The 24,759-nt window shown below is 71.7% G+C and carries 26 protein-coding genes; 8 read left to right on the top strand and 18 right to left on the bottom strand.

The genetic code is table 11. From position 1 onward, the window contains the following. Positions 1 to 7: 7 nt before the first annotated feature. From AB0H82_RS32475 to AB0H82_RS32440, 8 genes are all read right to left on the bottom strand, one after another. A complete protein-coding gene (locus AB0H82_RS32475; protein ID WP_362999095.1) occupies positions 8 to 247 on the bottom strand; it encodes a hypothetical protein in 240 nt (79 codons plus the stop codon). Further along, on the bottom strand, positions 244 to 1,743 hold the full coding sequence (gene gatA, locus AB0H82_RS32470) for an Asp-tRNA(Asn)/Glu-tRNA(Gln) amidotransferase subunit GatA (protein WP_362999094.1): 1,500 nt from the start codon (positions 1,741 to 1,743) through the stop codon (positions 244 to 246). The genes AB0H82_RS32475 and gatA overlap by 4 nt, the downstream gene beginning before the upstream one ends. A 4-nt stretch (positions 1,744 to 1,747) precedes the next feature. Beyond that, entirely contained in the window at positions 1,748 to 2,044 is a 297-nt protein-coding gene (gene gatC / locus AB0H82_RS32465) for an Asp-tRNA(Asn)/Glu-tRNA(Gln) amidotransferase subunit GatC (RefSeq protein WP_362999093.1), read from the bottom strand. 101 nt (positions 2,045 to 2,145) lie between these two features. Beyond that, entirely contained in the window at positions 2,146 to 4,461 is a 2,316-nt protein-coding gene (locus tag AB0H82_RS32460; RefSeq protein WP_362999092.1) for a bifunctional diguanylate cyclase/phosphodiesterase, read from the bottom strand. A gap of 315 nt (positions 4,462 to 4,776) precedes the next feature. Next, complete coding sequence (ligA, locus tag AB0H82_RS32455) at positions 4,777 to 6,960, bottom strand: NAD-dependent DNA ligase LigA (protein ID WP_362999091.1); 2,184 nt, start codon at positions 6,958 to 6,960, stop codon at positions 4,777 to 4,779. Between the two features lie 30 nt (positions 6,961 to 6,990). Then, a complete protein-coding gene (locus tag AB0H82_RS32450; protein ID WP_362999090.1) occupies positions 6,991 to 8,004 on the bottom strand; it encodes a methionine synthase in 1,014 nt (337 codons plus the stop codon). Further along, positions 8,001 to 8,699: an SDR family oxidoreductase gene (locus tag AB0H82_RS32445; RefSeq protein WP_362999089.1), complete on the bottom strand. Its 699-nt coding sequence runs from the start codon at positions 8,697 to 8,699 to the stop codon at positions 8,001 to 8,003. The genes AB0H82_RS32450 and AB0H82_RS32445 overlap by 4 nt, the downstream gene beginning before the upstream one ends. Before the next feature lie 7 nt (positions 8,700 to 8,706). Continuing rightward, entirely contained in the window at positions 8,707 to 9,252 is a 546-nt protein-coding gene (locus tag AB0H82_RS32440) for a TIGR00730 family Rossman fold protein (protein ID WP_362999088.1), read from the bottom strand. A 51-nt stretch (positions 9,253 to 9,303) separates the two neighbouring features. On the opposite strand from AB0H82_RS32440, the gene AB0H82_RS32435 reads away from it, so the two are divergent. Continuing rightward, on the top strand, positions 9,304 to 9,666 hold the full coding sequence (locus tag AB0H82_RS32435) for a DUF427 domain-containing protein (RefSeq protein ID WP_362999087.1): 363 nt from the start codon (positions 9,304 to 9,306) through the stop codon (positions 9,664 to 9,666). Here the strand turns inward: AB0H82_RS32435 and AB0H82_RS32430 are convergent. Next, positions 9,650 to 10,630, bottom strand: coding sequence for a helix-turn-helix domain-containing protein (locus tag AB0H82_RS32430; protein ID WP_362999086.1), 981 nt, complete (start codon positions 10,628 to 10,630; stop codon positions 9,650 to 9,652). The two genes, AB0H82_RS32435 and AB0H82_RS32430, sit on opposite strands and share 17 nt — an antisense overlap. Before the next feature lie 107 nt (positions 10,631 to 10,737). Here AB0H82_RS32430 and AB0H82_RS32425 point away from each other — a divergent pair, with 107 nt between their 5' ends. The 3 genes from AB0H82_RS32425 (at position 10,738) to AB0H82_RS32415 (ending at position 14,056) form a co-directional block, all read left to right on the top strand. Further along, positions 10,738 to 11,673 carry an NADP-dependent oxidoreductase gene (locus tag AB0H82_RS32425; RefSeq protein WP_362999122.1) on the top strand — a complete coding sequence of 312 codons (936 nt, stop codon included), beginning with the start codon at positions 10,738 to 10,740 and terminating at the stop codon, positions 11,671 to 11,673. Positions 11,674 to 11,825: 152 nt separating this feature from the next. Further along, positions 11,826 to 13,253: an amidase gene (locus AB0H82_RS32420; protein WP_362999085.1), complete on the top strand. Its 1,428-nt coding sequence runs from the start codon at positions 11,826 to 11,828 to the stop codon at positions 13,251 to 13,253. Between the two features lie 149 nt (positions 13,254 to 13,402). Next, entirely contained in the window at positions 13,403 to 14,056 is a 654-nt protein-coding gene (locus AB0H82_RS32415; RefSeq protein WP_362999084.1) for a GNAT family N-acetyltransferase, read from the top strand. Between the two features lie 21 nt (positions 14,057 to 14,077). Here the strand turns inward: AB0H82_RS32415 and mnmA are convergent, their stop codons facing one another. Then, positions 14,078 to 15,232 carry a tRNA 2-thiouridine(34) synthase MnmA gene (gene mnmA, locus AB0H82_RS32410; RefSeq protein WP_362999083.1) on the bottom strand — a complete coding sequence of 385 codons (1,155 nt, stop codon included), beginning with the start codon at positions 15,230 to 15,232 and terminating at the stop codon, positions 14,078 to 14,080. Positions 15,233 to 15,293: 61 nt separating this feature from the next. On the opposite strand from mnmA, the gene AB0H82_RS32405 reads away from it, so the two are divergent. Next, a complete protein-coding gene (locus AB0H82_RS32405) occupies positions 15,294 to 15,995 on the top strand; it encodes an N-acetylmuramoyl-L-alanine amidase (protein WP_362999082.1) in 702 nt (233 codons plus the stop codon). Here AB0H82_RS32405 and AB0H82_RS32400 read toward each other — a convergent pair. The 3 genes from AB0H82_RS32400 to AB0H82_RS32390 all read right to left on the bottom strand — a co-directional run bounded on the left by AB0H82_RS32400 (position 15,992) and on the right by AB0H82_RS32390 (position 17,757). Further along, the gene (locus AB0H82_RS32400; RefSeq protein ID WP_362999081.1) at positions 15,992 to 17,161 is read right to left on the bottom strand and encodes a cysteine desulfurase family protein; all 1,170 of its coding nucleotides are present in this window, start codon (positions 17,159 to 17,161) and stop codon (positions 15,992 to 15,994) included. The genes AB0H82_RS32405 and AB0H82_RS32400 overlap by 4 nt on opposite strands. Positions 17,162 to 17,209: 48 nt before the next feature. After that, on the bottom strand, positions 17,210 to 17,542 hold the full coding sequence (locus AB0H82_RS32395) for a hypothetical protein (protein ID WP_362999080.1): 333 nt from the start codon (positions 17,540 to 17,542) through the stop codon (positions 17,210 to 17,212). Positions 17,543 to 17,604: 62 nt separating this feature from the next. Beyond that, entirely contained in the window at positions 17,605 to 17,757 is a 153-nt protein-coding gene (locus AB0H82_RS32390) for a hypothetical protein (RefSeq protein ID WP_362999079.1), read from the bottom strand. A 111-nt stretch (positions 17,758 to 17,868) separates the two neighbouring features. Here AB0H82_RS32390 and AB0H82_RS32385 point away from each other — a divergent pair, with 111 nt between their 5' ends. Both AB0H82_RS32385 and AB0H82_RS32380 read left to right on the top strand, forming a co-directional pair. Further along, positions 17,869 to 18,498 (top strand): TetR family transcriptional regulator, encoded by a 630-nt coding sequence (locus AB0H82_RS32385; RefSeq protein ID WP_362999078.1) that lies wholly within the window; start codon positions 17,869 to 17,871, stop codon positions 18,496 to 18,498. A 53-nt stretch (positions 18,499 to 18,551) separates the two neighbouring features. Further along, on the top strand, positions 18,552 to 19,400 hold the full coding sequence (locus AB0H82_RS32380; protein ID WP_362999077.1) for an alpha/beta fold hydrolase: 849 nt from the start codon (positions 18,552 to 18,554) through the stop codon (positions 19,398 to 19,400). On the opposite strand, the gene AB0H82_RS32375 is transcribed toward AB0H82_RS32380, so the two are convergent. Both AB0H82_RS32375 and AB0H82_RS32370 read right to left on the bottom strand, forming a co-directional pair. After that, on the bottom strand, positions 19,397 to 20,266 hold the full coding sequence (locus AB0H82_RS32375; protein WP_362999076.1) for a thioesterase family protein: 870 nt from the start codon (positions 20,264 to 20,266) through the stop codon (positions 19,397 to 19,399). The genes AB0H82_RS32380 and AB0H82_RS32375 overlap by 4 nt on opposite strands. Before the next feature lie 65 nt (positions 20,267 to 20,331). Further along, positions 20,332 to 21,006, bottom strand: a complete 675-nt coding sequence (locus tag AB0H82_RS32370) for a trimeric intracellular cation channel family protein (RefSeq protein WP_362999075.1) — start codon at positions 21,004 to 21,006, stop codon at positions 20,332 to 20,334. 140 nt (positions 21,007 to 21,146) lie between these two features. Here AB0H82_RS32370 and AB0H82_RS32365 point away from each other — a divergent pair, with 140 nt between their 5' ends. Then, a complete protein-coding gene (locus tag AB0H82_RS32365; protein WP_362999074.1) occupies positions 21,147 to 21,332 on the top strand; it encodes a hypothetical protein in 186 nt (61 codons plus the stop codon). A gap of 53 nt (positions 21,333 to 21,385) precedes the next feature. On the opposite strand, the gene AB0H82_RS32360 is transcribed toward AB0H82_RS32365, so the two are convergent. Genes AB0H82_RS32360 through AB0H82_RS32350 form a run of 3 tightly spaced genes read right to left on the bottom strand, consistent with a single transcriptional unit; the run spans position 21,386 to position 24,662 of the window. Then, positions 21,386 to 22,555, bottom strand: coding sequence for a dipeptide ABC transporter ATP-binding protein (locus AB0H82_RS32360; RefSeq protein WP_362999121.1), 1,170 nt, complete (start codon positions 22,553 to 22,555; stop codon positions 21,386 to 21,388). A 53-nt stretch (positions 22,556 to 22,608) separates the two neighbouring features. Continuing rightward, positions 22,609 to 23,706 carry an ABC transporter ATP-binding protein gene (locus tag AB0H82_RS32355; RefSeq protein ID WP_362999073.1) on the bottom strand — a complete coding sequence of 366 codons (1,098 nt, stop codon included), beginning with the start codon at positions 23,704 to 23,706 and terminating at the stop codon, positions 22,609 to 22,611. Then, positions 23,703 to 24,662 carry an ABC transporter permease gene (locus AB0H82_RS32350; RefSeq protein ID WP_362999120.1) on the bottom strand — a complete coding sequence of 320 codons (960 nt, stop codon included), beginning with the start codon at positions 24,660 to 24,662 and terminating at the stop codon, positions 23,703 to 23,705. Before AB0H82_RS32350 ends, AB0H82_RS32355 begins: the two co-directional genes overlap by 4 nt. Between the last annotated feature and the right edge of the window lie 97 nt (positions 24,663 to 24,759).

Raw genomic sequence — 24,759 nt, 5'->3', positions numbered from 1 at the left:
TTCCCTCTCAGCCCAGCAGGACGTCGTCGTCGCCGAGGCGCTTCAGCTCGCGCACGAGCAGGGCGACGCCGGTGGCGATGGCGGCAGCGGAGACGATCGCGTCCACGAGGCGGAGCGTGTCGTGGTCGTAGCGGGCCTTCTTGGCCTGCTTGATCACGCTCACCGCGCCGAAGGCGGTGGTGCCGATCGACAGGTACGTGCCGGTCTTGGACTTCTTGAAGCCCTTGGCCTTGTTCAGTGCACTCACAGCGACGGTGCCTCCTCAAGCAGCGGGTGACCCCACTTTTCCACGAAGGCGGCCTCGACGGCAGCACCGACCTTGTACAGCCGGTCGTCCTTCATGGCGGGGGCGATGATCTGCAGTCCGACGGGCAGGCCGTCCTCCGGCGCGAGGCCGCAGGGCAGCGACATGGCGGCGTTGCCCGCCAGGTTGGTCGGGATGGTGCACAGGTCCGCGAGGTACATCGCCATCGGGTCGTCGGCGCGCTCGCCGATCGGGAAGGCGGTGGTCGGCGTCGTCGGGGAGACGATCACGTCGACCTGCTCGAAGGCCGCCTCGAACTCGCGGGTGATGAGCGTGCGGACCTTCTGGGCGCTGCCGTAGTACGCGTCGTAGTAGCCGGAGCTGAGCGCGTACGTACCGAGGATGATGCGGCGCTTGACCTCGTCGCCGAAGCCGGCCTCGCGGGTCAGCGCGGTGACGTCCTCGGCGGACTTCGTGCCGTCGTCGCCGACACGCAGGCCGTAGCGCATGGCGTCGAAGCGGGCGAGGTTCGAGGAGCACTCGGAGGGCGCGATCAGGTAGTACGCGGAGAGCGCCAGGTCGAACGTCGGGCAGTCCAGCTCGACGATCTCCGCGCCGAGCTCCTTGAGGAGCTCCACGGACTCGTCGAAGCGCTGGACGACACCGGCCTGGTAGCCCTCGCCGCGGAACTGCTTGACGACGCCGACCCGCATGCCCTGGACCGAGCCGTTGCGCGCGGCCTCGACGACCGGCGGGACCGGGGCGTCGATGGACGTCGAGTCGAGCTCGTCGTGGCCGGCGATGACCTCGTGCAGCAGGGCCGCGTCGAGGACGGTGCGGGCGCAGGGGCCGCCCTGGTCGAGGCTGGAGCTGAAGGCGACCATGCCGTACCGGGAGACGCCGCCGTACGTCGGCTTGACGCCGACCGTGCCGGTGACGGCCGCGGGCTGGCGGATCGAGCCGCCGGTGTCGGTGCCCATGGCGAGCGGGCTCTCGTACGCGGCGAGGGCCGCGGAGGAGCCGCCGCCGGAGCCGCCCGGGATGCGGGTGAGGTCCCAGGGGTTGCCGGTGGGGCCGTACGCGCTGTTCTCGGTGGAGGACCCCATGGCGAACTCGTCCATGTTGGTCTTGCCGAGGATGACGACGTCGGCGGCCTTCAGGCGCTTGGTGACGGTCGCGTCGTACGGCGGGATCCAGCCTTCGAGGATCTTCGAGCCGACCGTGGTCGGCACGCCCTCGGTGGTGAAGATGTCCTTGAGCGCGATCGGGACGCCGGCCAGCGGGCCGAGCTTCTCGCCCCTGGCGCGCTTCTCGTCGACGGCGCGGGCCTGCGCGAGAGCGCCCTCGCGGTCGACGTGCAGGAAGGCGTTCACCTTCTCGTCGACGGCTTCGATACGGGCCAGGTGGGCCTCGGTGACCTCGACGGCCGTGAGCTCGCCGGCTGCGATCTTCCCGGCGATCTCGGCGGCCGTGAGCTTGATGATGTTGCTGTCCGTCATGGTCTTAGTCCTCCCCCAGGATCTGCGGCACCTTGAAACGCTGCTGCTCCTGGGCCGGGGCGCCAGAGAGCGCCTGCTCGGTGGTGAGCGACGGACGGACCTCGTCCGCGCGCATGACGTTCGTCAGCGGCAGCGGGTGCGAGGTCGGCGGTACGTCTTGGTCGGCGACCTCCGAGACGCGGGCGACCGCGCCGATGATGTCGTCGAGCTGTCCGGCGAAGTGGTCGAGCTCCTCGGCCTTCAGCTCCAGACGTGCAAGGCGGGCGAGGTGGGCGACCTCCTCGCGCGTGATGCCAGGCATGCGGCGATCCTCAGGGGTGAGTGTGCGGGTTGTGGCCCCAATCCTATGGGTCGCTCCGGGGTGCCCGTTAAACGGTTTGCTCCCCGCCGCTCCGGCGGCGGCTACTGGACCACGCGGCCCGAGGACTGTTCCGCCGCGGAGGCCGCCTCCGCGGCGACGTCCGCGGGGCGGCGCCACCCGCGGGAGCCGCGCGCGCGGAGCCACGCCGTCGCCTCCTCGGCGGGCATCGCCGCGGCGACGAGCCAGCCCTGCACCGCGTCGCACCCGAGGTCCCGCAGCCGCTCCCACGTCTCGTCGTCCTCGACGCCCTCCGCGACGACGAGCAGGCCGAGCGAGTGGGCGAGGTCCACGGTGCAGCGGACGATCGACGCGTCCTCGTCGTCGATGGCGAGGCGGGCCACGAAGGAGCGGTCGATCTTCAGCTCGCTGACCGGGAGGCGGCGCAGGTGGACCAGGGAGGAGTACCCCGTGCCGAAGTCGTCGAGGGACATCTTGACGCCGTGGCCGGTGAGGCCGGCCAGCGTGTCCGCGGCGCGCTGCGGGTCCTCCAGGAGGACGTGCTCGGTTATCTCCAGCTGCAGCGCCCCCGGCGGGACGCCGTGCCGGGCGAGGCGCGCCGCGACCGCGCCGGCGAAGCCGGGGGTGTGGACGTCGCGCGGCGACACGTTCACCGCGACGGGGACCTTGAGTCCCATCGCCTGCCACTTCGCGACCTGGCCGAGCGCCGTCTCCAGGACGTACTCCGTCAGGTGGGGCATGAGGCCGGACGACTCGGCGATGGCGATGAACTCGTCGGGCGGCACCCGGCCGCGCTCGGGGTGCACCCATCGGACCAGCGCCTCCAGGCCCGCGACCTTGCCGTCGAAGCGGACCTTGGGCTGGTAGTGCAGTTCTACGTCGCCGGCGTCGAGGGCGCGGCGCAGGTCGCCCAACAGGCCGAGGCGGTCCGGGGTGTTGGAGTCCCGCTTGGACTCGTACACCTCGACGCCGGTGCGGTCGCGCTTCGCCTGGTACATCGCGACGTCGGCCCGGCGCAGGAGGCCCTCCGCGTCGAGCGCGTGGTCGGGGAAGACGGCGAGGCCGGCGCTGGCCTCCAGGACGAGGGTCAGGCCGTCCAGGTCGAGCGGCGAGCCGAGGGCGGCGACGAGCTGGCGCGCCACGCGCGTGGCCGACGTCGTGGAGTCGGCGACCGGCAGCAGGACGGCGAACTCGTCGCCGCCGAGCCGTGCGGCCTCCGCGCCGCGCGGCAGCGCGAGCCGCAGCCTGTCCGCTATCTGCAGCAGCAGCCGGTCGCCCGCGAGGTGGCCGAGGGTGTCGTTGACCGACCGGAAGCGGTCCATGTCGATGAGCATTAACGCGGCCCGTGCGCCGAGCCGCTCGGCGTCGTCGAGGGCCGTCCAGGTCCGTTCCAGCAGCCACTGCCGGTTGGGCAGTCCGGTGAGCGGGTCGCGCAGCTGCTCCTCCGCGCGGGCGCGGGCGATCCAGAGGGTGGAGTCGAGCGCGACCAGCGGGATGGCGAAGAGGGGCAGCAGGATGGGCAGGGAGACCGCCACCACGCAGATCAGCGGGGCGATGCCGAGCAGCGCGACGCTGAGGAGGCCCTGCCTGACGAGGGCGGTGCGGGTGACGGTGGGCAGGGCGCCGGTGCGGGGCGCGTGCACGTACCAGAGCAGGACGCGGGTGACGACGAGGTACGCGACGGCGACCAGGGCCACTTGGGGGGCGGTGTACAGGTCCCAGGTGTCGGGCAGCCAGGGGGATTCGGCGCTCGGCGCCGTGCCGAAGGCGGCCAGGGCGAGCGCGCCCGCGCCGATGCCGAGGACGTCGACCGCGCCGTGCAGCAGGCCCTGCCGCCAGCGGTGTCTGCGCGCGACACCGACCAGGACGACGACGGTGAGGCTGACCATGCCGGCGGGCACCCAGCCGTAGAGCAGGAGGACGGCGACGGTGAGCGCGCCGCCGGAGCCGGTGCCGCCCCACCAGCGGTCGCGGCCGAGGGCGACGAGGTGGGCGACGATGAGGCCGGTGAGGACGGCGAGGGACCAGCCGGCCGCGCCGGTGGGGAACAGTGCGTGCCTGCCCGTGACGGCCTGGAAGAAGCCGGTGCCGAGGAACACGGCGGCCGCGGCGACGACCATGACGGGCAGCAGGGGCCAGGGCTCGCGGGAGTCCTGCGCGGCCGGGTCGGCCGTGCAGGTGACGGTGGTGTCGGTGCGATCGGGTGCGGCGGTCCAGGCCCGTTCGCGTGGTTCGACGGCGGTGCTCACGGCCGCGGATCCGGAGCGGGCGGCCGCTCCGACCGCGGCGCCCGGGTCGGTGGCCGGCACTGCCCGGCGGCCCCGCAACCAGGCTCCCGACGCGCGCCACAGGCGCGCGCGCAGCCGTGAGGCCGGGGCGGCGCTCTCGGTCGGTTCCATTCCCGTCCCTCTCACAGCCGGCGGTGCCCACGCCACGCGGACTCGGCCCAGGAGTCGGCCGCGTCCGTAAAACCGTCCCCTCGCTCCGCACGAGCAGGGAGACGCAGGTCTCCCGAACCCTTGCCGAGCAGGGGATGCCCCCTTCCAGGCTCTTGATGAGCAGGTGATACCCCGTTCGCAGCGGGGCACGGCAGGCGCACACCTCAACAGTAGGCCGCAGAAGGCTTCCACGGGCAGCGGTCCGCTACGGTTGCCCGAATGCGACCCGGCCACCCGTATGCCTCTGGTATGCGCCGAACGGGTGGCCTTCAATCGCTACTCCTCGGTCGGAAGCGCGACTTCCCGCGCGGCGTCCGGTCCTTGTTCGAGCAGGACAGCGAAGCCTTCCTCGTTGAGAACCGGAACCTTCACCTGCATGGCCTTGTCGTACTTCGAGCCGGGGTTGTCGCCCACGACGACGAATGAGGTCTTCTTCGAAACGGAACCGGTCACCTTGGCTCCCTGGCTCTGCAGCGCCTCTTTCGCGCCATCCCGGGTGTGGTGTTCGAGCGTGCCGGTGACGACCACGGTGAGGCCCGCGAGCGGGCGCGGTCCCTCGTCCTCGCCGCCCGACTCCTCCTCCATGCGCACGCCGGCGGCCCGCCACTTGCGCAGGATCTCCCGGTGCCACTCCTCGGCGAACCACTGTTTGAGGGAGGCCGCGATGATCGGACCGACGCCGTCCGTGGTGGCGAGCTCCTCCTGGGTGGCCTGTTCGATGCGGTCGATGGAGCGGAACTCGCGGGCCAGCGCCTCGGCGGCCACCGGGCCGACGTGCCGGATCGAGAGGCCGGTGAGGACGCGGGCGAGCGGGCGCTCCTTGGCCGCCGCGATGTTCTCCAGCATGGCGAGGGTGTTCTTCTTCGCCTCGCCCTTCTGGTTGGCGAAGAAGGTGACGACTTTTTCCTCGCCGGTTTTGGGGTCGCGCTTGGGCAGGCCGGAGTCCTGGTCCAGGACGTACGACTTGATGGGCAGCAGCTCCTCGACCTTCAGGTCGAAGATGTCGCCCTCGTCGAGGATCGGCGGTTCGGCGGGCTCCAGGGGCCGGGTGAGGGCGGCCGCGGCGACGTACCCGAAGTTCTCGATGTCGAGGCTCTTGCGGCCCGCAAGGTAGAAGAGGCGCTCACGCAACTGGGCGGGGCACAACTGGGCGTTGGGGCAGCGGAGGTCGATGTCGCCCTCCTTCATGGGCCGCAGCGCCGTGCCGCACTCGGGGCACTCGGCGGGCATCACGAACTCCCGCTCGCTGCCGTCCCGCAGGTCCACGACGGGGCCGAGGATCTCCGGAATGACGTCACCGGCCTTGCGGATCACGACGGTGTCGCCGATGAGGACGCCCTTCTTCTTCACCACGTCCTGGTTGTGCAGGGTCGCGAACTCGACCTCGGAGCCCGCGACGGTGACGGGCTCCACCTGGGCGTACGGCGTGACGCGGCCGGTGCGGCCGACGCCGACGCGGATGTTGATGAGCTTGGTGTTGACCTCCTCCGGCGCGTACTTCCAGGCGATGGCCCAGCGTGGGGCGCGGGAGGTGGAGCCGAGGCGGCCCTGGAGCGGGATCTCGTCGAGCTTGACGACGACGCCGTCGATCTCGTGCTCCACGGAGTGCCGGTGCTCTCCGAAGTACGCGATGAAGTCCCGGACGCCGTCGAGGCCGTCCACCACCTTGTTGTGCTTGGCGGTGGGCAGGCCCCACTCCTGGAGCAGGTCATAGGCGTGGCTGAGACAGTCGATGTCGAAGCCCTCGCGGGCGCCGATGCCGTGCACCACCATGTGCAGCGGGCGGGTGGCGGTGACGCGCGGGTCCTTCTGGCGGAGCGAGCCCGCCGCCGCGTTGCGCGGGTTGGCGAAGGGCTTGTCGCCCGCCTCGACCAGGCGGGCGTTCAGCTCCTCGAACTTCTCCATGGGGAAGAAGACCTCGCCGCGGATCTCCACCAGGGCGGGGACGCGGTCGCCCTTGAGGCGCTGGGGGATGTCGGCGATCGTGCGGACGTTCGGTGTGATGTCCTCGCCGGTGCGGCCGTCGCCCCTGGTGGCGGCGCGGGTCAGCCTGCCGTCCTCGTACGTGAGGTTGACCGCGAGGCCGTCGACCTTCAGCTCGCACAGGAAGTGGTGGTCCGGGGAGCCGACCTCCTTGGCGACGCGGTCGGCCCAGGCGGCCAGCTCCTCGTCGTCGAAGGCGTTGTCCAGGGAGAGCATGCGCTCGCGGTGCTCTACCGCGGTGAACTCCGTCTCGTACGAACCGGAGACCTTCTGGGTGGGCGAGTCCGGGGTCCTGAGCTCCGGATACTCCTCCTCCAGGGCTTCGAGAGAGCGCAGGAGCCTGTCGAACTCGGCGTCGCTGACGACCGGTTGGTCCTTCACGTAGTACCGGAAGCGGTGCTCCTCGATCTGTTCGGCCAGCTGGGCATGCTGATCCCGTGCCTCGGCGGGCACAGAGCCTTGCTGTTCGACAGCCACCGTTTCGTCCTCCCGTTACGTCATACCCAATTACTCAGGGTTGTCCGCGAGCGATCGCGCCGCTTTGACGCAGTGGGTGAGCACCTCGCGTGCGTACGCGGGAGAAGAGCCCGCGAGTCCGCACGACGGAGTGACCACGACCGACTCCGCGAGCGATCCCGGATTCAGCCCCAGCCTGCGCCAGAACGTCCTGACACCCATGACGCTACCGGCAGGGTCTGACAATCGGCCGTCCACGCCCGGCACGACACCGGCGAAGAGCTTCGTGCCGCCCTCGACCGCCTCACCGATCGCCTCGTCGTCACGCTCGGTGAGCAAGGAGAAGTCGAACGAGATCACGTCGGCACCGGCGCGGCGAAGGAGTGCGAAGGGCACGTCGGGCGCGCAGGAGTGGACGACCGCGGCGCCTTCGCCCCGGACGGCGAGGACGTCCCGCAGGGTGCTCTCGACGACCTGCCGGTCCACGGCGCGGTGCGTGCGGTACTCGCTGGCGGTCTTGACCTGTCCGCGCAGCACGGCGATGAGCGAGGGCTCGTCGAGCTGCAGGACCACCTGTGCGCCGGGCACCCTGCGGCGCACGTCCGCGAGGTGTTCGCGCAGGCCTTCGGCGAGGGATCCGGCGAGGTCGCGGCAGGCGCCCGGGTCGGAGAGCGCGGCCTCGCCGTTCCTCAGCTCCAGGGCGGCGGCGAGCGTCCAGGGGCCGACGGCCTGGACCTTCAGCGGGCCCCGGTACCCCTGGGTGAACTCCTCCAGGGCGTCGAGGTCCTCGCCGAGCCAGGCCCTGGCGCGGCGGGTGTCGCGGCCGGGGCGGTCGCCGACGCGCCAGCCGCTGGGCTCCACGCGCGCGTACAGGTCGACGAGCATTCCGGCGGTGCGGCCGATCATGTCGGCGCCGGGTCCGCGCGCGGGCAGCTCGGGAAGGTGCGGGATGCCCTGCTCGGGCCCCTCGAAGCTGCCGGTCACGGTCTTCGCGGCCTCGCGGGCGTCCCCGCCTGGCATCGACCCGACGCCGGTGGCGGGGCCCCAGGTGAAGGTGTCGCTCATCGTCCCGGCCGCACCGTCAGGTCGTTGACCTCCGCGTCGCGCGGCAGGTCCAGGGCCATGACGATCGTCGTGGCGACCGACTCGGGGTCGATGAAGCGCGACGGGTCGTACTCCTTGCCCTCCTGCTGGTGCACCTTGACCTGCATGGCGCTCGCCGTGCGGCCGGGGTAGACGGAGGTGACGCGGACGCCGTTGCCGTGCTCCTCCTGGCGCAGCGAGTCCGCGAGGGCCTTCAGGCCGTGCTTGGAGGCCGCGTACGCGGACCAGTCGGCGTGGGCGTTGAGGCCGGCGCCCGAGTTGACGAAGACCACGTGTCCCTGGGCGACCCGGAGCTGGGGCAGGAAGTGGCGGGTCAGTTCGGCGGGGGCGATGAGGTTGACGTTGAGCTGGTGGCGCCACGCCTTGGGGGTGAGCTCGCCGACCGGGCCGAGGTCGACGACGCCCGCGATGTGCAGCAGCGAGTCGACCCGGGAGGGCAGCGACTGGTGGCCGAAGGCCCAGGACAGCTTGTCGGGGTCGGAGAGGTCTCCGACGAGGGTGCTCGCGCCGGGGAACTCGGCGGCGAGCTCCTTGGCGCGGCCCGCGTCGCGCGCGTGCAGGACGAGGTCGTCGCCGCGTGCGTGGAGGCGGCGGGCGACGGCCGCGCCGATGCCGGAGCCCGCCCCGGTGATCACATGTGTAGCCATACACGCCATGCTCGCATCACCGGGTGCCGAAGGATTCCTCCAGGTAGGCCAGGGCGCCGACGGGCTCCTCGGCGAAGAAGACCAGGTCGGTGAGCGGGACGGGCAGGAAACCCTCGTCCTCCATGCGGCGGAACTGCTCCTTGAGGCCGTCGTAGAATCCGGCGGAGTTCAGCAGGACCACCGGCTTGGTGTGCTTGCCGTGCTTCTTCAGCTCCAGGATCTCGGTGGCCTCGTCGAGCGTGCCGGTGCCGCCCACCATGATCACGATCGCGTCGGCCTTCTCCAGGAGGAGCGCCTTGCGCTCGGCGAGGTCGCGCGCGATCACCATCTCGTGGGGCTCGACGACCTGCCTGGCCTTGGCCGCGAGGAAGTCGACGGAGACGCCGACGAGCCGTCCGCCCGCCTCGTGCACGCCGTCCGCCACGACCTTCATCAGGCCGCTCTCGGAGCCGCCCCACACCAGTGTGTGGCCGCCCTTGCCGAGCAGTTCGGCGAATTCGCGGGCCGGGCGGGTGTAGCGGTCGTCGAGGTCGGCGGCGGAGAGGAAGACGCAGATGTTCATGCGCCCACGGTACGTTCCGTCCCGGAAGGCACTCGTCGAGGAGGGCATCTCATGACCAACGGACACCGGATCACCGTCGAGCAGGGCACGGACCACGTGCGCGTGGTGTGCGACGGACAGGTCGTGGCGGAGAGCAGCCGCCCCCTGCTGCTGCGCGAGACGGGCTATCCCGTACGCCACTACCTCCCTCCGGAGGACGTGCGCACGGACCTGCTGACCCCGTCGGACACCACCACGTACTGCCCGTTCAAGGGCACGGCCGCCTACTGGTCGCTGCCCGGCGCGGCGGACACGGTGTGGGCGTACCCGGAGCCGAAGTCGGCCGTGGCCCAGATCAAGGACCACTTCTGCTTCTACGAAGCAGAAGTCACGGAAGCAGAAGCCACGGAAGCAGAAGTCACGAAGCAGCCGTGAACGTCCGCCGGTAGGCGGCCGGCGAGACGCCGAGCACGGAACGCATGTGCTGGCGCAGGGAGTTGCCGGTGCCGAACCCGGCCCGGTGGGCCACCACGTCCACGGGCAGGTCGCTGGACTCCAGGAGCTGCCGGGCCAGTTCGATGCGCTGGGCGGTCAGCCAGCGGCCGGGCGGCATGCCGGTCTCTTCCTGGAAGCGGCGGGTGAAGGTCCGCAGGCTCATGCGCGCGTGGGCGGCGAGTTCGCCCAGGGGCAGTGGCTCCTGGAGCCGTTCGAGGGCCCACGCGCGCGTGGCGGCCGTCGTGGCGAGCGTGGGCTCCGGGACGGGCCGCTCGATGTACTGGGCCTGCCCGCCGTCGCGCCAGGGCGGTACGACGCAGACGCGGGCGACGTGGTTGGCGACGGCGGCGCCGTGGTCCCGGCGTATGACGTGCAGGCAGAGGTCGATGCCGGCCGCCACCCCCGCCGCCGTGAGGACGTCGCCGTCGTCCACGAAGAGCACGTCCGCGTCGACCTTGATCCTGGGGAATGACCTCTGGAAGTCGTCGGCGACGTGCCAGTGCGTCGTCGCGGGGCGCCCGTCGAGGAGGCCGGTGGCGGCGAGGACGTACGAGGCGTTGCAGAAGGAGACGATCCGGGTGCCGGGCCTGATCCGGTCGAGGGCTTCGGACACGCCCTCCGGCAGCTCCTCGCCCGCCATTCCGGCGTCGAAGCGGCGGGTCGGCGGGATCACCACGGTGTCCGCCCGCTCCAGGGCCTCCGGGCCGTGCTCCACCGACACCGTGAACCCGGAGTCCGTCCGCGCCGGGCGCCCGTCCACCGTGCAGACCACGACGTTGTAGAGCGGCCTGCGCCCGGCGCCCTCGGCGGCACCGAAGAGCCGGGAAGGGATGCCCAGCTCGAAGGCGTACACGCCGTCCAGTGCGAGGACCGCCACGCGGTGCCGTCTGTCTCCGGAAGTCATGGCCGAATCCTGTCACATCATGGCCAAACTGCCAGCACTGCCCCCGGCCGGACCGCCTCACGCTTGATCCCGCAAGCCGTTCTCGAAGAAAGCGGAAGACCATGAAGATGCGTGCTGTCAGCCCCCGGACCTGGGGCGCCCCCGAGAACCTCGTCCCCGTGGAGGTCGACCGCCCCGAGCCGGGCCTGACCGAGATCCTGGTCCGGGTCCACGCGGCGGGCGTCAACCCCGTCGACTGGAAGACCCGCGCGGAGGGCGCCTTCGGCTCCTGGGGCGACACCCCGATCCTCGGCTACGACGTATCGGGCGTCGTCGAGGAGGTGGGCCCCGGAGTGACCCTCTACCAGCCCGGCGACGCGGTGTTCGGCATGCCCCGCTTCCCCGAACAGACCGGCGCGTACGCCGAGTTCGTCACGGCCCCCGCCCGGCGCTTCGCACCCAAGCCCGCGGGGATCAGCCACATAGAGGCGGCCGCGCTCCCCCTCGCCGCGCTCACCGCCTGGCAGGGCCTGATCGAGACAGCCGGTCTCCGCGCCGGGCAGCGGGTCCTGATCCACGCGGCGGCCGGCGGCGTGGGCCACCTGGCCGTGCAGATCGCCAAGGCGCGAGGGGCGTACGTGATCGGAACGGCCCGCGAGGAGAAGCACGACTTCCTGCGCGGCCTCGGCGCGGACGAAGTCGTCGACTACGCGCGCGTGGACTTCACCGAGGCGGTGCGCGACGTGGACGTGGTCCTCGACGGCGTGGGCGGCGAGTACGGGGCACGCTCCCTGGAGATCATCCGCCCCGGCGGCCACCTGGTGACGCTGCCCGACCCGGGCGGCCTCCCGGACCCGGCACGGGCGGCGGAGCTCGGCGTGCACACCGGCTGGACGATCGTCGAGCCGGACCGCCTGGGCCTGCTGGAGATCTCCCGCCTGATCGACGAGGGGAAGCTCCGCGTCGAGATCGACACGGTCGTCCCCCTGGAGGACGCGGCGAAGGCCCACGCGCGCGGCGAACAGGGCCGCACCCAGGGCAAGATCGTGCTCCAGGTCGCCTGACTTCTTCAGACGCTCTGGGGTGCCGCCCCGGGACAGGCGAGTTGGCGCCGTTCTGTCGGAGTCGCCCCCACTCCGGCGCTTCCGATGATGCAGTGGAAGCCAGTGGGCGGGGGCCGCCGTCCCCGCTGCCGGACGGCCGAGAGGTGGGCGTCATGCCGGACAGGGACCTGGTCGCCAAGGATCTCGTCTTCAAGACGGCACGTGAACTCGTACATCTGATGGTCACCCGTCAGGTCTCCGCCCGGGAAGTTCTCGACGCGCACCTCGACCAGATCGCACGGGTCGACCCGGCGGTCAACGCCGTCGTCACGCGGGCGCCGGACCGGGCACGGCGGATGGCGGAGGCCGCCGACGCGTCGATCAGCCGAGGAGTGGCGCTCGGCCCGCTGCACGGCCTGCCCGTCCTCCACAAGGATCTGGCGGCGACCGAGGGCATGCGCACCACCCAGGGGTCACCGATCTTCCGGGACGACGTGCCCGCGTTCAACACGCTGGTGGTGCAGCGGCTGATCGACGCGGGCGCGGTGTCCCTGGGCAAGACCAACACGCCCGAGTTCGGGACCGGTTCACAGACTTACAACGAAGTCTTCGGCGCCACCCGCAACCCGTACGACACCGCCACCACCTGCGGCGGTTCGAGCGGCGGCGCGGCGGTGGCGCTGGCCTGCGGGATGGCGCCCATCGCCGACGGCTCCGACATGGCCGGTTCGCTCCGCAACCCCGCTTCCTTCTGCAACGTCGTCGGTCTGCGGCCGTCCATCGGCCGGGTACCGGTCTGGCCGTCCCCGCAGCACCACTTCACGCTCGGCGCCCACGGAGCGATGGCCCGTACCGTGGGCGACGTGGCGCTTCAGATGCGGGTCATCGCGCGCCCCGACGGCAGGGCCGCTCTCAACGCCCCGGCCGTCGACTTCTCCCTGCCCCTGGAGTGTGGTGTCGAAGGGGCCCGCGTCGCCTGGTCGGACACCCTCGATGGGCTGCCCGTGGACGAGCGGATCACCAGGACGCTCGCCCCCGCCAGGCTGCTCCTCGCCGACCTCGGCTGTCGGGTCGAGGACCGCGAACCGGACTTCAGCGGCGCCGACGAGGCCTTCTCGATCCTGCGCGCCGCCTACTACCGGCAGGCGTTCAAGCGGTTCTACGAGGAGCGTCCCGGGGACCTCGGCGAGTCCACCGCCTGGGAGATCGAGCAGGGCCTTTCGCTGACCGTGGACGACCTCGGCCGCGCGGAACTGCTCCGCTCCGAGGTGTACGACCGCCTGTACGCCTTCCTCACCGAGTACCGCTTCCTCGTGGCCCCGGTCACCCAGGTCCCGCCGTTCGACGTGACCGAGCCGTGGCCGAGGACGGTGGCCGGGGTGAAGCAGACGTACTACCGCGCGTGGATGCGGATCTGTTCGCGGATCACCCTCGCCGGGTTGCCGGCGATCTCAGTGCCGTACGGCTTTACGGCGGAGGGCCATCCGACGGGGCTCCAGATCGTCGGCAGACAGGGCGACGACCTGGGCGTCCTGCGCATGGCGGCCGCCGTGGAGGCGGCCACCGGCACTTGGCGGCGCGCCCCGGAGCCGGCGCTGTGATCGCGCCGCGCCGCGTCGCCCGTTCCGCGGCACGCGACGCCCCGGCCGCGTTCGCTCTGAGCGATCACGGCTCCCACCACCCGCCACCGGCCGCATAAGGTCGACCCCGTAATAGTCTCTATCGCCGATCAGGCATTACAGGGGATGGCATGAACGACCTCGTGCAGGCCTGGGTGGAGGGCTGGGTGGTGTCGCGCGGGGCCGCGCCGCCGCTCACCGAGCCGTGGGGCTGGACCATCGACGTGGGCCGGACCGACCACGTCACCCGGCACGTCCTCGGGGCGGTGGGCGACGAGGTCGACGAGACCGTCGTCCGGAAGGTGGCCGACGCGGTGACCGGGGACGGTGTCTGGTTCAAGGCGTTCGCCGACCCGGAGGTGGTGCACGCGTGGCTGGGCCCGCGCTGGCGGCTCGACCCGGAGCCGGGGTGCCTGATGTCGCTGGCGCTGACTCCGGACGTGCCGGAGCCCGCGCCGGTGCCGACCGGGTACCGGCTGCGCACCTGGTCCCGCGGTGGCGTCACACAGGCACTGGTCACCGCGCCCGACGGCGCCCTCGCGGCACGCGGTCAGATCGCCCCGACCGGGGCGACCGCCGTCGTCGACCAGGTCGAGACCGCCCCCGCGCACCGGCGCAGGGGTCTCGGCGGCCTGGTGGTGCACACGCTCCAGGACGCGGCGGCGGCCCGCGGCGCTCGCACGGCCGTCCTCGCGGGCACTCCGGAGGGACGCGCGCTGTACGAGTCGCTGGGGTGGATCTATCGGGCCCCGCTGACGAGCGCGAAGTTCACGGCGGCCTGCTGAGCGACCTTGTGGACGAGGCGGTCAGGCCGCCGCCGTCGCCCGTTCCGTAGTGGCGATCGTCGCCGAGCCGACCACGCGCGTGCCGTCGTACAGCACGACGGCCTGGCCGGGGGCGACGCCGCGTACGGGCTCGTCGAAGGTCACCCGCAGTTCCGAGCCGCCGACCAGCTCGGCGGTGACGGGGGTCTCGTCGCCGTGGGCCCGGAGCTGGGCTGTGTACGTGCCGGGGCCGGTGGGGGGCACTCCGCACCAGCGGGGCTTGATCGCGGTCAGGGCCGTGACGTCCAGGGCGGCGGCCGGGCCGACCGTCACCGTGTTGTTCACCGGGGAGATGTCCAGGACGTAGCGCGGCTTGCCGTCGGGGGCGGGGGTGCCGATGCGGAGGCCCTTGCGCTGGCCGATGGTGTAGCCGTACGCCCCCTCGTGGGTGCCGAGAACCTCCCCGGACTCGTCCACGATGTCGCCCTCCGCCTTGCCGAGGCGGGAGGCGAGGAAGCCCTGGGTGTCGCCGTCGGCGATGAAGCAGATGTCGTGGCTGTCCGGCTTCTTGGCGACGGCCAGACCGCGCTCCTCGGCCTCCGCGCGGATCTCCTCCTTGGTGGTGACCGTGTCGCCCAGGGGGAACATCGCGTGGGCGAGCTGCTTGTCGTCCAGGACGCCGAGGACATAGCTCTGGTCCTTGGCCATGTCCGAGGCCCGGTGCAGCTCGCGCGTGCCGTCCTCGCGGACGATCACCTTGGCGTAGTGGCCGGTGACGACCGCGTCGAAGCCGAGGGCGAGGGCCTTGTCGAGGAGCGCGGCGAACTTGATCTTCTCGTTGCAGCGCAGGCACGGGTTCGGGGTGCGGCCCGCCTCGTACTCGGCGACGAAGTCCTCGACCACGTCCTCGCGGAACCGCTCGGCGAGGTCCCACACGTAGAACGGGATGCCGATGACGTCCGCGGCGCGGCGGGCGTCGCGCGAGTCCTCGATGGTGCAGCAGCCCCGCGCACCCGTGCGGAACGACTGCGGGTTCGCCGAGAGCGCGAGGTGCACTCCGGTCACGTCGTGCCCCGCTTCGGCCGCGCGGGCGGCGGCGACGGCGGAGTCCACGCCTCCGGACATGGCGGCCAGGACGCGGAGGGGGCGCTGGGAACGCTGCGGGGGCTGAGGCTGCGGGGTCTCGGTCAAAGTCATAGCTCTAACAGAGTACGGGGCGACGGGAACCGGACGCCCCTGAGTAAGCGTTGACGATCATATGGGGGATGCGGAGCAGGAGAAGCCGGGGCGCCGGGGAATCGACCGGCGCACTCTGCTGATCGGCGGCGCCGCGGCGGCCGTCGGCACCGCCGTGCTCGCCGGTGACGAGCTCGGCCGGCTGTGGTGGCGGCTGCCCGGCGTGGTCAAGAAGCGCAAGGAGGGCGAGGTCGACGCCCCGGGCGCGCAGTGGATAGCCGCCTCGGACTACAACTGGCGCCGCGCGGACCGCCCCGACGACTACGAGATCGACCGCGTCATCATCCACGTCGTCCAGGGCGGGTACCAGACGGCGCTGCGCGTCTTCAAGGACCCGGGGCACGGCGCCGCCGCGCACTACGTGGTGCGCAAGGACGGGCACATCGCGCAGATGATCCGCGAGCTGGACGTGGCGTTCCACGCGGGCAACAGGAGCTACAACGAACGCAGCATCGGCATCGAGCACGAGGGCTTCGTCGACAAGAAGTCGTCGTTCACCGCGCCGATGTACGCGGCGTCGGCGCGGCTCACCGCCGGGATCTGCCAGCGGTACGACATCCCGGTGGACCGCGAGCACATCATGGGCCACGTGGAGGTGCCGGGCACGGACCACACGGATCCGGGGCCGCACTGGGACTGGGACCGGTATCTGCGCCTGGTGCGGGAGGAGCGGGACAGACCGGAGCAGCCGAAGCCGTCCACGAAGCCGGAGAAGAAGGCCTAGCTCAGGCCCGCCGTCCGCGCCCGCTCCACCGCCGGGCCGATCGCCGCCGCCACCGCGTCGACGTCCGCCTTCGTGGACGTGTGGCCGAGCGAGAAGCGGAGGGTGCCCCGCGCCAGGTCGGGGTCGGTGCCGGTGGCGAGCAGGACATGGCTGGGCTGCGCGATGCCCGCCGTGCACGCGGAGCCGGTGGAGCACTCGATGCCCTGCGCGTCCAGGAGCAGCAGGAGGGAGTCGCCCTCGCAGCCGGGGAAGGTGAAGTGCGCGTTGGCGGGCAGCCGGCCGCCCGGAGCCGGGTCGCCGCCGAGGATCGCCTCGGGGACCGCCGAGCGGACGGCGGCCACCAAATCGTCGCGGAGCGCGCCGATCTCGGCGGCGAACCGCTCGCGGTGCGCGGCGGCGTGCTCGCCCGCGACGGCGAACGCGGCGATGGCGGGGACGTCCAGCGTCCCGGAGCGCACGTGCCGCTCCTGGCCGCCGCCGTGCAGGACGGGCACGGGGCTGTACTCGCGGCCGAGCAGCAGCGCGCCGATGCCGTAGGGGCCGCCGATCTTGTGGCTGGACACCGTCATCGCGGCAAGCCCGGAGGCGGCGAAGTCGACGGGGACCTGGCCGTAGGCCTGGACGGCGTCGGCGTGCAGCGGGACGCCGAACTCGTGCGCGACGTCGGCCAGTTCGCGGATCGGCTGGACCGTGCCGATCTCGTTGTTGGCCCACATGACGGTGGCCAGGGCGACGTCGTCGGGGTTGCGCCCGATGGCCTCGCGCAGCGCGTCGGGGTGGACGCGGCCGTGCCGGTCGACGGGGAGGTATTCGACGGTGGCGCCCTCGTGCTCGCCGAGCCAGTGCACGGCGTCGAGGACGGCGTGGTGCTCGACGGGGCTGGACAGGACGCGGGTGCGGGCCGGTTCCGCGTCGCGGCGGGCCCAGTACAGGCCCTTCACGGCGAGGTTGTCGGCCTCGGTGCCGCCGGAGGTGAAGACGGTCTCGCTGGGGCGGGCGCCGAGTGACTCGGCGAGCGTCTCGCGGGCCTCCTCGACGGTGCGTCGCGCTCGGCGCCCCGCCGCGTGCAGCGAGGAGGCGTTGCCGGTGACGGCGATCTGCGCGGTCATCGCCGCGATCGCCTCCGGGAGCATCGGAGTGGTCGCTGCGTGGTCGAGGTAGGCCATGGTGGGCACGATTCTACGAGCCGCGCGGTGCCCTCCGCCCCGCCGGTATCAGCCTGCGAGACCCCAGGACACGGTGTCGTCCGTCGCGACGAGCGCGGCGAGCACGACGAGGTCGGCCACGCCGAGCCCGAGTCCGAGCAGCGCGCGGCCCCTGCGGGTGGTGCCGCGCCACAGGGCGATGCTCGCGAGGACGATCGCGATGGGCCCGAGGAAGAGGTTCAGGACGAGGAGGCCGAGCAGGCCGAGGACGAAGGAGGCGACGGCCATGCCGTCGGTGTCCCGGCGTCCGGTGGGCCGCGCCTCCCGCACCTCCTCGGTGCGGTCAGGGGCCGGGGCCGGGGCTGTGGTCTCGGGACGGGTGCGAGTTGCGGTGCTGTTCATGGTGCGACTCCTGGCAGGTGGAGGTGTCGTACGGAGCGGGTCCTGCGGCGCCGGGCGGTGGCTCAGCGGTGCCGCGTGCGGCGCTCGCGCAGGGCGAAGACCGCGAGCCACACGCCGATGACGGCGGCGGCGACGAGGGTGACCGGTAGCGGGGCGTGCGCCACGGTGCCCATGGCGACACCCAGCAGCATCAGGGCGGCGACGATGAAGAGCACGGAGATCCCTCTCTCGTTCGGTGAACGCTTGTGGTTACAGTTGTTCACTGACTTAGAGAGTACTCCGTCTCCGGCTTTCAAAACTCGGAGAACAGTTGTTAACTGCATGGCATGAGTCACACCCTCGGCGTCCGGCAGGCCCAGAAGCAGAAGACCCGGCAGGCACTCCTCGACGCGGCGCTCCAGCTGCTGGACGAGCAGAGCCTCAGCAGCCTGGGCCTGCGCGAGGTCACCCGCGCCGTGGGCGTCGCCCCCACCGCCTTCTACCGGCACTTCCGCGACACCGCCGACCTGGGCGTGGCCCTGGTCGAGGAGGCGTTCGCCAGCCTGCACACCACGCTCACCGCGATGCTGGCGGCGACCGGCGACGGCGAGGAACGCATCGCGGGCACGGTCGAGTTGATAGCGGGATACGTCCGGACGCACCCCGCGCACGTCCGCTTCATCGCCCGCGAGCGGCACGGCGGCGTGCGGGCGGTGCGGGACGCGATCGGCGCCCAACTCGCCCTGTTCGCCAAGGAGGTGGCGGAGCAGTTCGCCCGGGAGGAGCCGACGGCGGGGTGGACCGAGGACGATCTGCTGATGCTGGCCGGAATGTACGTCGACCACATGGTGATGACCGCGTCGGCGTTCCTGGACGCGGGGCCCGGCACGGCGGCGGAGGCCCGGGTGGCCGACGTCGCCCGCAGGCAGCTGCGGCTGGTGGGGCTCGGCCGCCGGCACTGGCACGACGAGCGCTGACACGCCCCGTCGACCTCTCGACGCCGCCGTAAGGAGCAACTAGCCTTACGGTCATGACAGTCGCCCCGGACCGTGACCCCTGGGTCCTCGACCAGACCTTCGAAGGCCCCACCGGCACCGTCCGCTGGGCGGCCCTGGGCCCCGCCGACGCCCCGCCCGTCGTCCTCGTCCACGGCACGCCCTTCTCGTCGTACGTGTGGCGTGACGTCGCGCGTGCGCTGGCCGGCGGCCACCGCGTGTACGTGTGGGACCTGCCCGGGTACGGCGCGTCGGAGATGCGGGCCGGGCAGGACGTGTCACTCGCCGCGCAGGGCCGGGTCCTCACCGCACTCCTCGGCCACTGGGGTCTGGACCGGCCCGCCGTCGTGGCACACGACTTCGGCGGGTGCGTCGCCCTGCGCGCACACCTGCTGCACGGCGCCCGCTACGGACGGCTCGCCCTCGTCGACCCGGTGGCGCTCCCTCCTTGGGGCTCCCCCACGTACCGGCTCCTCGGCGCGAACGCCGACGTGTTCACCCAGCTGCCGCCCGCGCTGCACCGGGCGCTGGTCCGCGGGTACGTGAGCTCGGCCAGTGCGCGCGGACTGCGCCCGGCCGTGCTCGACCGGCTCGTGGAGCCCTGGTGCACGGGAGAGGGGCAGGCCGCCTTCTACCGGCAGATCGAACAGAACGACCAGCGGTTCACCGACGAGATCCAGGGCCGGTACGGCGAGCTGCGGCTGCCCGTGCTGATCTGCTGGGGGGCCGGGGACACCTGGATCCCCGCCGCCAAGGGCGAGGAGCTCGCGAAGCTCGTCCCCGGCTCCCGGCTGCGCCTGATCGAGGGCGCGGGGCATCTCGTCCAGGAGGACGCGCCCGCCGAACTCACCGGAGAGCTGACGAGGTTCCTCTCCGAGAGCTAGCTCAGCCGCGCCCGCGCCAGCTGCCGCGACTGTGCCACCAGGCGGTCCTCGCTGTCCCAGACCTCGGCGTCCTCCTCCAGGAAGCCGCCCGCGAGGTTCCGCGTGGTGATCGAGACGCGCAGCGGCCCGGGGGCCGGGCGGTGGCGGACGTGGACCGTCAGCTCGACGGTCGGGACCCAGCCGGTGAGGCCCATCTCGAAGGCGGTCGGCGGCAGCGCGTCGACGGCGAGCAGCAGCGAGAGCGGGTCCGCGTCGCGGCCGTCCGCGAGCCCGAACCAGGCCCGCATCTCGCCCTTGCCGGACGGCTGCCCGAGCGCCCAGCCGAGCGTGGCGGGGTCGAGCTTGAGGAAGAGGCGGTCGGCGATGGCCGAACTGCCGGGCACGGGCCGGTGGTCCGGGGCGTCCTGCGCGCCGAAGCACTGGTCGAGCGGCGGGATGGCGGGCGGCTCGGCCGTCGTGCGGACGTCGTCGGGGAGCGCGTCCAGGTCGCCGTACGAGGCGAGCACGCGGATCCGCTCGACCTCGCGCCCCTCCTCGTCGTACTGGAAGAGCGAGGCCTGACCGGTGGAGAGCGAACGGCCGCCGCGCACCAGGTCCGTGCGGATCACGGCGGGGCCGGGGCTCGACGCGGTGAGGTAGTGCGCCGAGACGGTGAAGGGGTCGGCGTGCGGCAGGGCGTCCGCGAGGGCGCGGCCGATGACGGCGAGGAGATAGCCGCCGTTGACGGCGCTGATGATCGTCCAGCCCGCGGAGAGCTCCGTGTCGTAGACGCCGGGCTCCCGGCGGGTGACCGCCGTGTCGCGGTCGAACTCGCTGTCGCCGATGCGTGCGGGCACCGATGCGGGAATTGATGCTGCCGTTGCCATGGCAGCAAGGTACAACATTCGATTACTGAGCGGTAGCTTTTCTAGTGGCCCGCTACCGTGACCCGCTACGGCTGCTCCCGGACCTCCGCCTCCACCGCCGTGGAGCGGCGGTTCCAGGCGCGCGGTGCCCGCCAGTGGTAGCGGATCGCGAGCAGCCGCAGGGTGAACGCCGTCACGGCGGCGAGGCCGCTGGTGAACCCCGTCAGCTGTTCGAAGTGGATGCACAGGGCGACCATCGTGGCGCCCACGATGGCGGGCACCGCGTACAGGTCGCGGTCCCAGCGGACCAGCGACGGCACTTCGTTGGCGACGATGTCGCGCAGCACGCCGCCGCCCACCGCGGTCATCAGGCCGAGGGTCGCCGACGCGGTGAGTCCGAGGCCGTAGTCGTACGCCTTGGTCGTGCCCGCCACGCAGAACAGGCCGAGGCCCGCCGCGTCGAAGACGTTCACCGCGAGCTGGGTGCGCTCCACCTCCGGGTGCAGGAAGAAGACCAGCGCGGCCGCGAAGAGGGGGGTGATGAAGTAGCCGAGGTCGGTGAAGGCGGCCGGCGGGACCGCCCCGATCACCAGATCGCGGAAGAGACCTCCGCCCAGCGCGGTGACCTCGGCGAGCACGGCGATGCCGAAGACGTCGAAGTTCTTGCGCACGGCGAGCAGCGCGCCGGAGATCGCGAAGACGAAGATCCCCACGATGTCGAGCGCGTGCTGGACGGAGGGCGTGAACAGATCCTGGAGCACGCGCCATTCTTACCCGTGGCCGGGCGGGGCTCTCCGCCGCCTTACCCCGCGTTTGAGGGTTCTCCCGGTCCCACCGCTCCCCCCGCGGGCCTCGACGTCCGCAAAGTCTCACAAAGGACTTCAATGACAGGGTTGAAGCCATGAGATTCCAGTTGGAGATCGACATGGGCGAGACGGCGTTCGACGTCAGGGCCGCCGAGGAGCTGGGCCGGATCCTGCGGTACTGGGGCGGCAACCTCGGGCACTACGCGCTGACGCCCGGCGACGGCGAGAGCGTCTACGACTCGGCGTACCGGGAGGTGGGGCGCTGGACCGTCACGGAGTGACACACGACGGAGGGAGGGCGCGCGACCACTCGCACGCCCTCCCTCCGCGGTGACTACTTCCCGGCCGGGTCCGGATCCTTGCCCGGCGCCGTCTTCTCGGCCGCCGGCTTCTCCGCGGCAGCCGCCGTCTCGTCCGCCTTGGTCGCCACCGAGACGACCTCGATCGCCTCCTTGGCCGCCGAGAGGAGCACGGTGTCCTGCGGTGCCTGGTCCGCCGCGTTCTCCGGGTGGTGGCACGCCACCTGGTGCCCGGTGGCGAGCGCGGTCAGCGGCGGCTCCTTCGTCTTGCAGATCTCCGTCGCCTTCCAGCACCGCGTGTGGAAGCGGCAGCCGCTGGGCGGGTCGATCGGCGAGGGGACGTCGCCGCGGAGCAGGATGCGCTCGCTCTTGACGCCGCGCCGCTTGGGGTCGGGCACCGGCACTGCGGAGAGCAGCGCCTTGGTGTACGGGTGCATCGGTGTGGCGTAGAGGTCGTTGCGGTCGGCCAGCTCCACGATCTTGCCGAGGTACATCACCGCGATGCGGTCCGAGACGTGCCGGATGACCGACAGGTCGTGCGCGATGATCACGTACGTGAGGCCGAGCTCTTCCTGGAGGTCGTCCAGGAGGTTGACCACCTGGGCCTGGATGGAGACGTCCAGGGCGGAGACCGGCTCGTCCGCCACGACCAGCTTGGGCCGCAGGGCGAGGGCCCGGGCGATGCCGATGCGCTGGCGCTGGCCGCCGGAGAATTCGTGCGGGTAGCGGTTGTAGTGCTCCGGGCTGAGCCCGACCCGCTCCAGCATCTCCTGCACGGTCTTCTTCACGCCGCCCTCGGGCTTCACGCCCTGGAGCTTGAAGGGCGCGCCGACGATCGTGCCGATGGTGTGCCGCGGGTTCAGCGACGAGTACGGGTCCTGGAAGATCATCTGGACGTCGCGGCGGAGCGGGCGCATCCGCGCGGTGTTCAGGTGCGTGATGTCCGTGCCCTCGAACTCGACGCGGCCGCCGGTCGGTTCGAGCAGCCGGGTGATCAGCCGGCCCATCGTCGACTTGCCGCAGCCGGACTCGCCGACCACGCCGAGCGTTTCACCGGGGCGTACGTCGAAGGAGAGGCCGTCGACCGCCTGCACCGCCGCCACCTGGCGCTGGAGCAGCCCCTTCTTGATCGGGAAGTGCTTCACCAGGCCGTCGACCTTGAGCAGCGGCTCGGACGAGCCCTTCGCCTGCGCCGGGATCGTCATCTCCTGGCCCTTCGCCGTGCCTTGGGGGTTCTTCTGGTCCTTCGCGGCATCGTTCACAGCTTCGGCGCAATCTCTTCGGTCCAGATCCGGGTGCGCTCGTCCTGCGACATGTGGCAGGCGGAGTAGTGTCCGGCGGCCACCTCGCGCAGTTCGGGGCGCTCGCGGCGGGTGATCTGATCCTTGGGGATGTCCGCGTAGGGGCAGCGCGGGTTGAAGGCGCAGCCGCCCGGCAGGTTGATCAGGCTGGGCGGGGAGCCCTTGACCGGGATGAGCCGCTCGGTCTGCTCGCGGTCGATGCGGGGCATCGAGCCGAGCAGGCCCCAGGTGTAGGGGTGCTGGGGTTCGTAGAAGACCTTCTCCGCGGTGCCGCGCTCGACGCACCGGCCGCCGTACATGACCAGGAGCTCGTCCGCCATCTCGGCGACCACGCCCAGGTCGTGCGTGATCATGATGACGGCGGAGCCGAACTCCTTCTGCAGGTCCCTGATGAGGTCGAGGATCTGCGCCTGGACGGTCACGTCGAGGGCGGTGGTCGGCTCGTCGGCGATGAGCAGCTCGGGGTTGTTGACGAGCGCCATCGCGATCATCGCGCGCTGGCGCATGCCGCCGGAGAACTCGTGCGGGTAGGAGTCGACACGCTTGTCCGGCTGCGGGATCCCGACCCGGTCGAGCATCTCGATCGCCCGCTTGCGGGCGCTCTTCTTGTCGACGTCGTTGTGGACCCGGTACGCCTCGGTGATCTGCTTGCCGATGGAGTAGTACGGGTGCAGCGCGGAGAGCGGGTCCTGGAAGATCATCGCCATCTCGCGGCCGCGCAGCTTGCGCACCTCGTCCGGCGGGGCGGAAAGCAGTTCCTTGCCGTCCAGCCAGATCTCACCGGAGATCCTGGCCTTGCGGGCGCCGTACTGGCCGGCGGTGTGCAGGCCGAGGATGCCCAGCGAGGTGACCGACTTGCCGGAGCCGGACTCGCCCACGATGCCGAGGGTCTTGCCCTTCTCCAGCTGGAAGCTGAGCCCGTCGACGGACCTGACCAGGCCGTCGTCGGTCGGGAAGTGCACCTTGAGGTCGCGCACCTCCAGGAAGGCGGAGGGAGCGGGCGAGCCGGTGACGGGCTCCCCCACCGCGGCTCCGCTCTTGGACAGTTCGGTCATCCCAGCCTCACTCGCGGGTCGATGACGGCGTACAGAAGGTCGACGACGAGGTTGGCCACGGCGATCGCGAGCGCCGCGCACAGGGTGACGCCCAGGATGACGGGCAGGTCCTTGCTGCTGATGGCCTTGACCGCTTCGAGGCCGAGCCCCGGCAGGTTGAACGTGGACTCGGTGAGCACCGCGCCGCCCATCAGGACGCCGAGGTCGAGTCCGAAGACGGTGAGGATCGGGGTCATCGCGGAGCGCAGCGCGTGCTTGCGGATGACGGTGGGCTCGCCGAGGCCCTTGGCGCGGGCGGTGCGGATGTAGTCCTCGCCGAGCACTTCGAGCATCGTGGCGCGGGTGAGGCGGGCGTACATCGCGGCGTTGAGGAAGGCGAGCACGATCCACGGCAGGATCATCGTCTGGAGCCAGACGTCGATCGAGTCGTCGGTGCTGAGGCTGTCCGCGATCTTCACCCAGCCGAGTTCGTGGACGAAGACGCCCATCGCGATCATGCCGGTGAAGAAGACGGGCAGGGAGACACCGGCGAGCGCGGTGGTCATGGCGGCGCGGTCCCAGATGGTGCCCCGGCGCAGCGCGGAGATCACGCCGGTGATGACGCCGCCGGCCAGCCACAGCACGCAGGCGCCCGCGGCGAGGGCGCCGGTGACGGGCAGGGCGTCCTTGAGGGTGTCCCACACCGGTGCCTCGGTGCGGAAGGAGTAGCCGAAGCAGGGGGCCGGGCAGTGCGTGACGTCACTGCCGTTGACGTAGTCGCGGCCCATCGGGATGCCCTTGATGAAGTCCCAGAACTGGACCAGCAGGGGATCGTTGAGGCCCAGTTTGACGCGGATGCCTTCGAGCTGCTCGGCACCCGACGCCTTGCCGGCGAAGAGGACGGCGATGTCCTGTCCCGCCCACTTGGGCAGCATGAAGAAGATGGTGAAGGTCGCGAGCAGTACGACCAGCACCATGACGCAGCCCTTGAGGTGCGCGGTGTGCTTGCCGTGGGCGGTGACGTTGCGGATGCCGAGGGTGTGCCCGGCGTCGACGCCCACGCCCTTGCCCCAC

This window comes from Streptomyces sp. NPDC050732 (assembly GCF_040654255.1).
In the GTDB taxonomy this organism is placed as follows: Bacteria; Actinomycetota; Actinomycetes; order Streptomycetales; family Streptomycetaceae; genus Streptomyces.
This window is presented reverse-complemented; position numbering and strand designations above follow the sequence as displayed.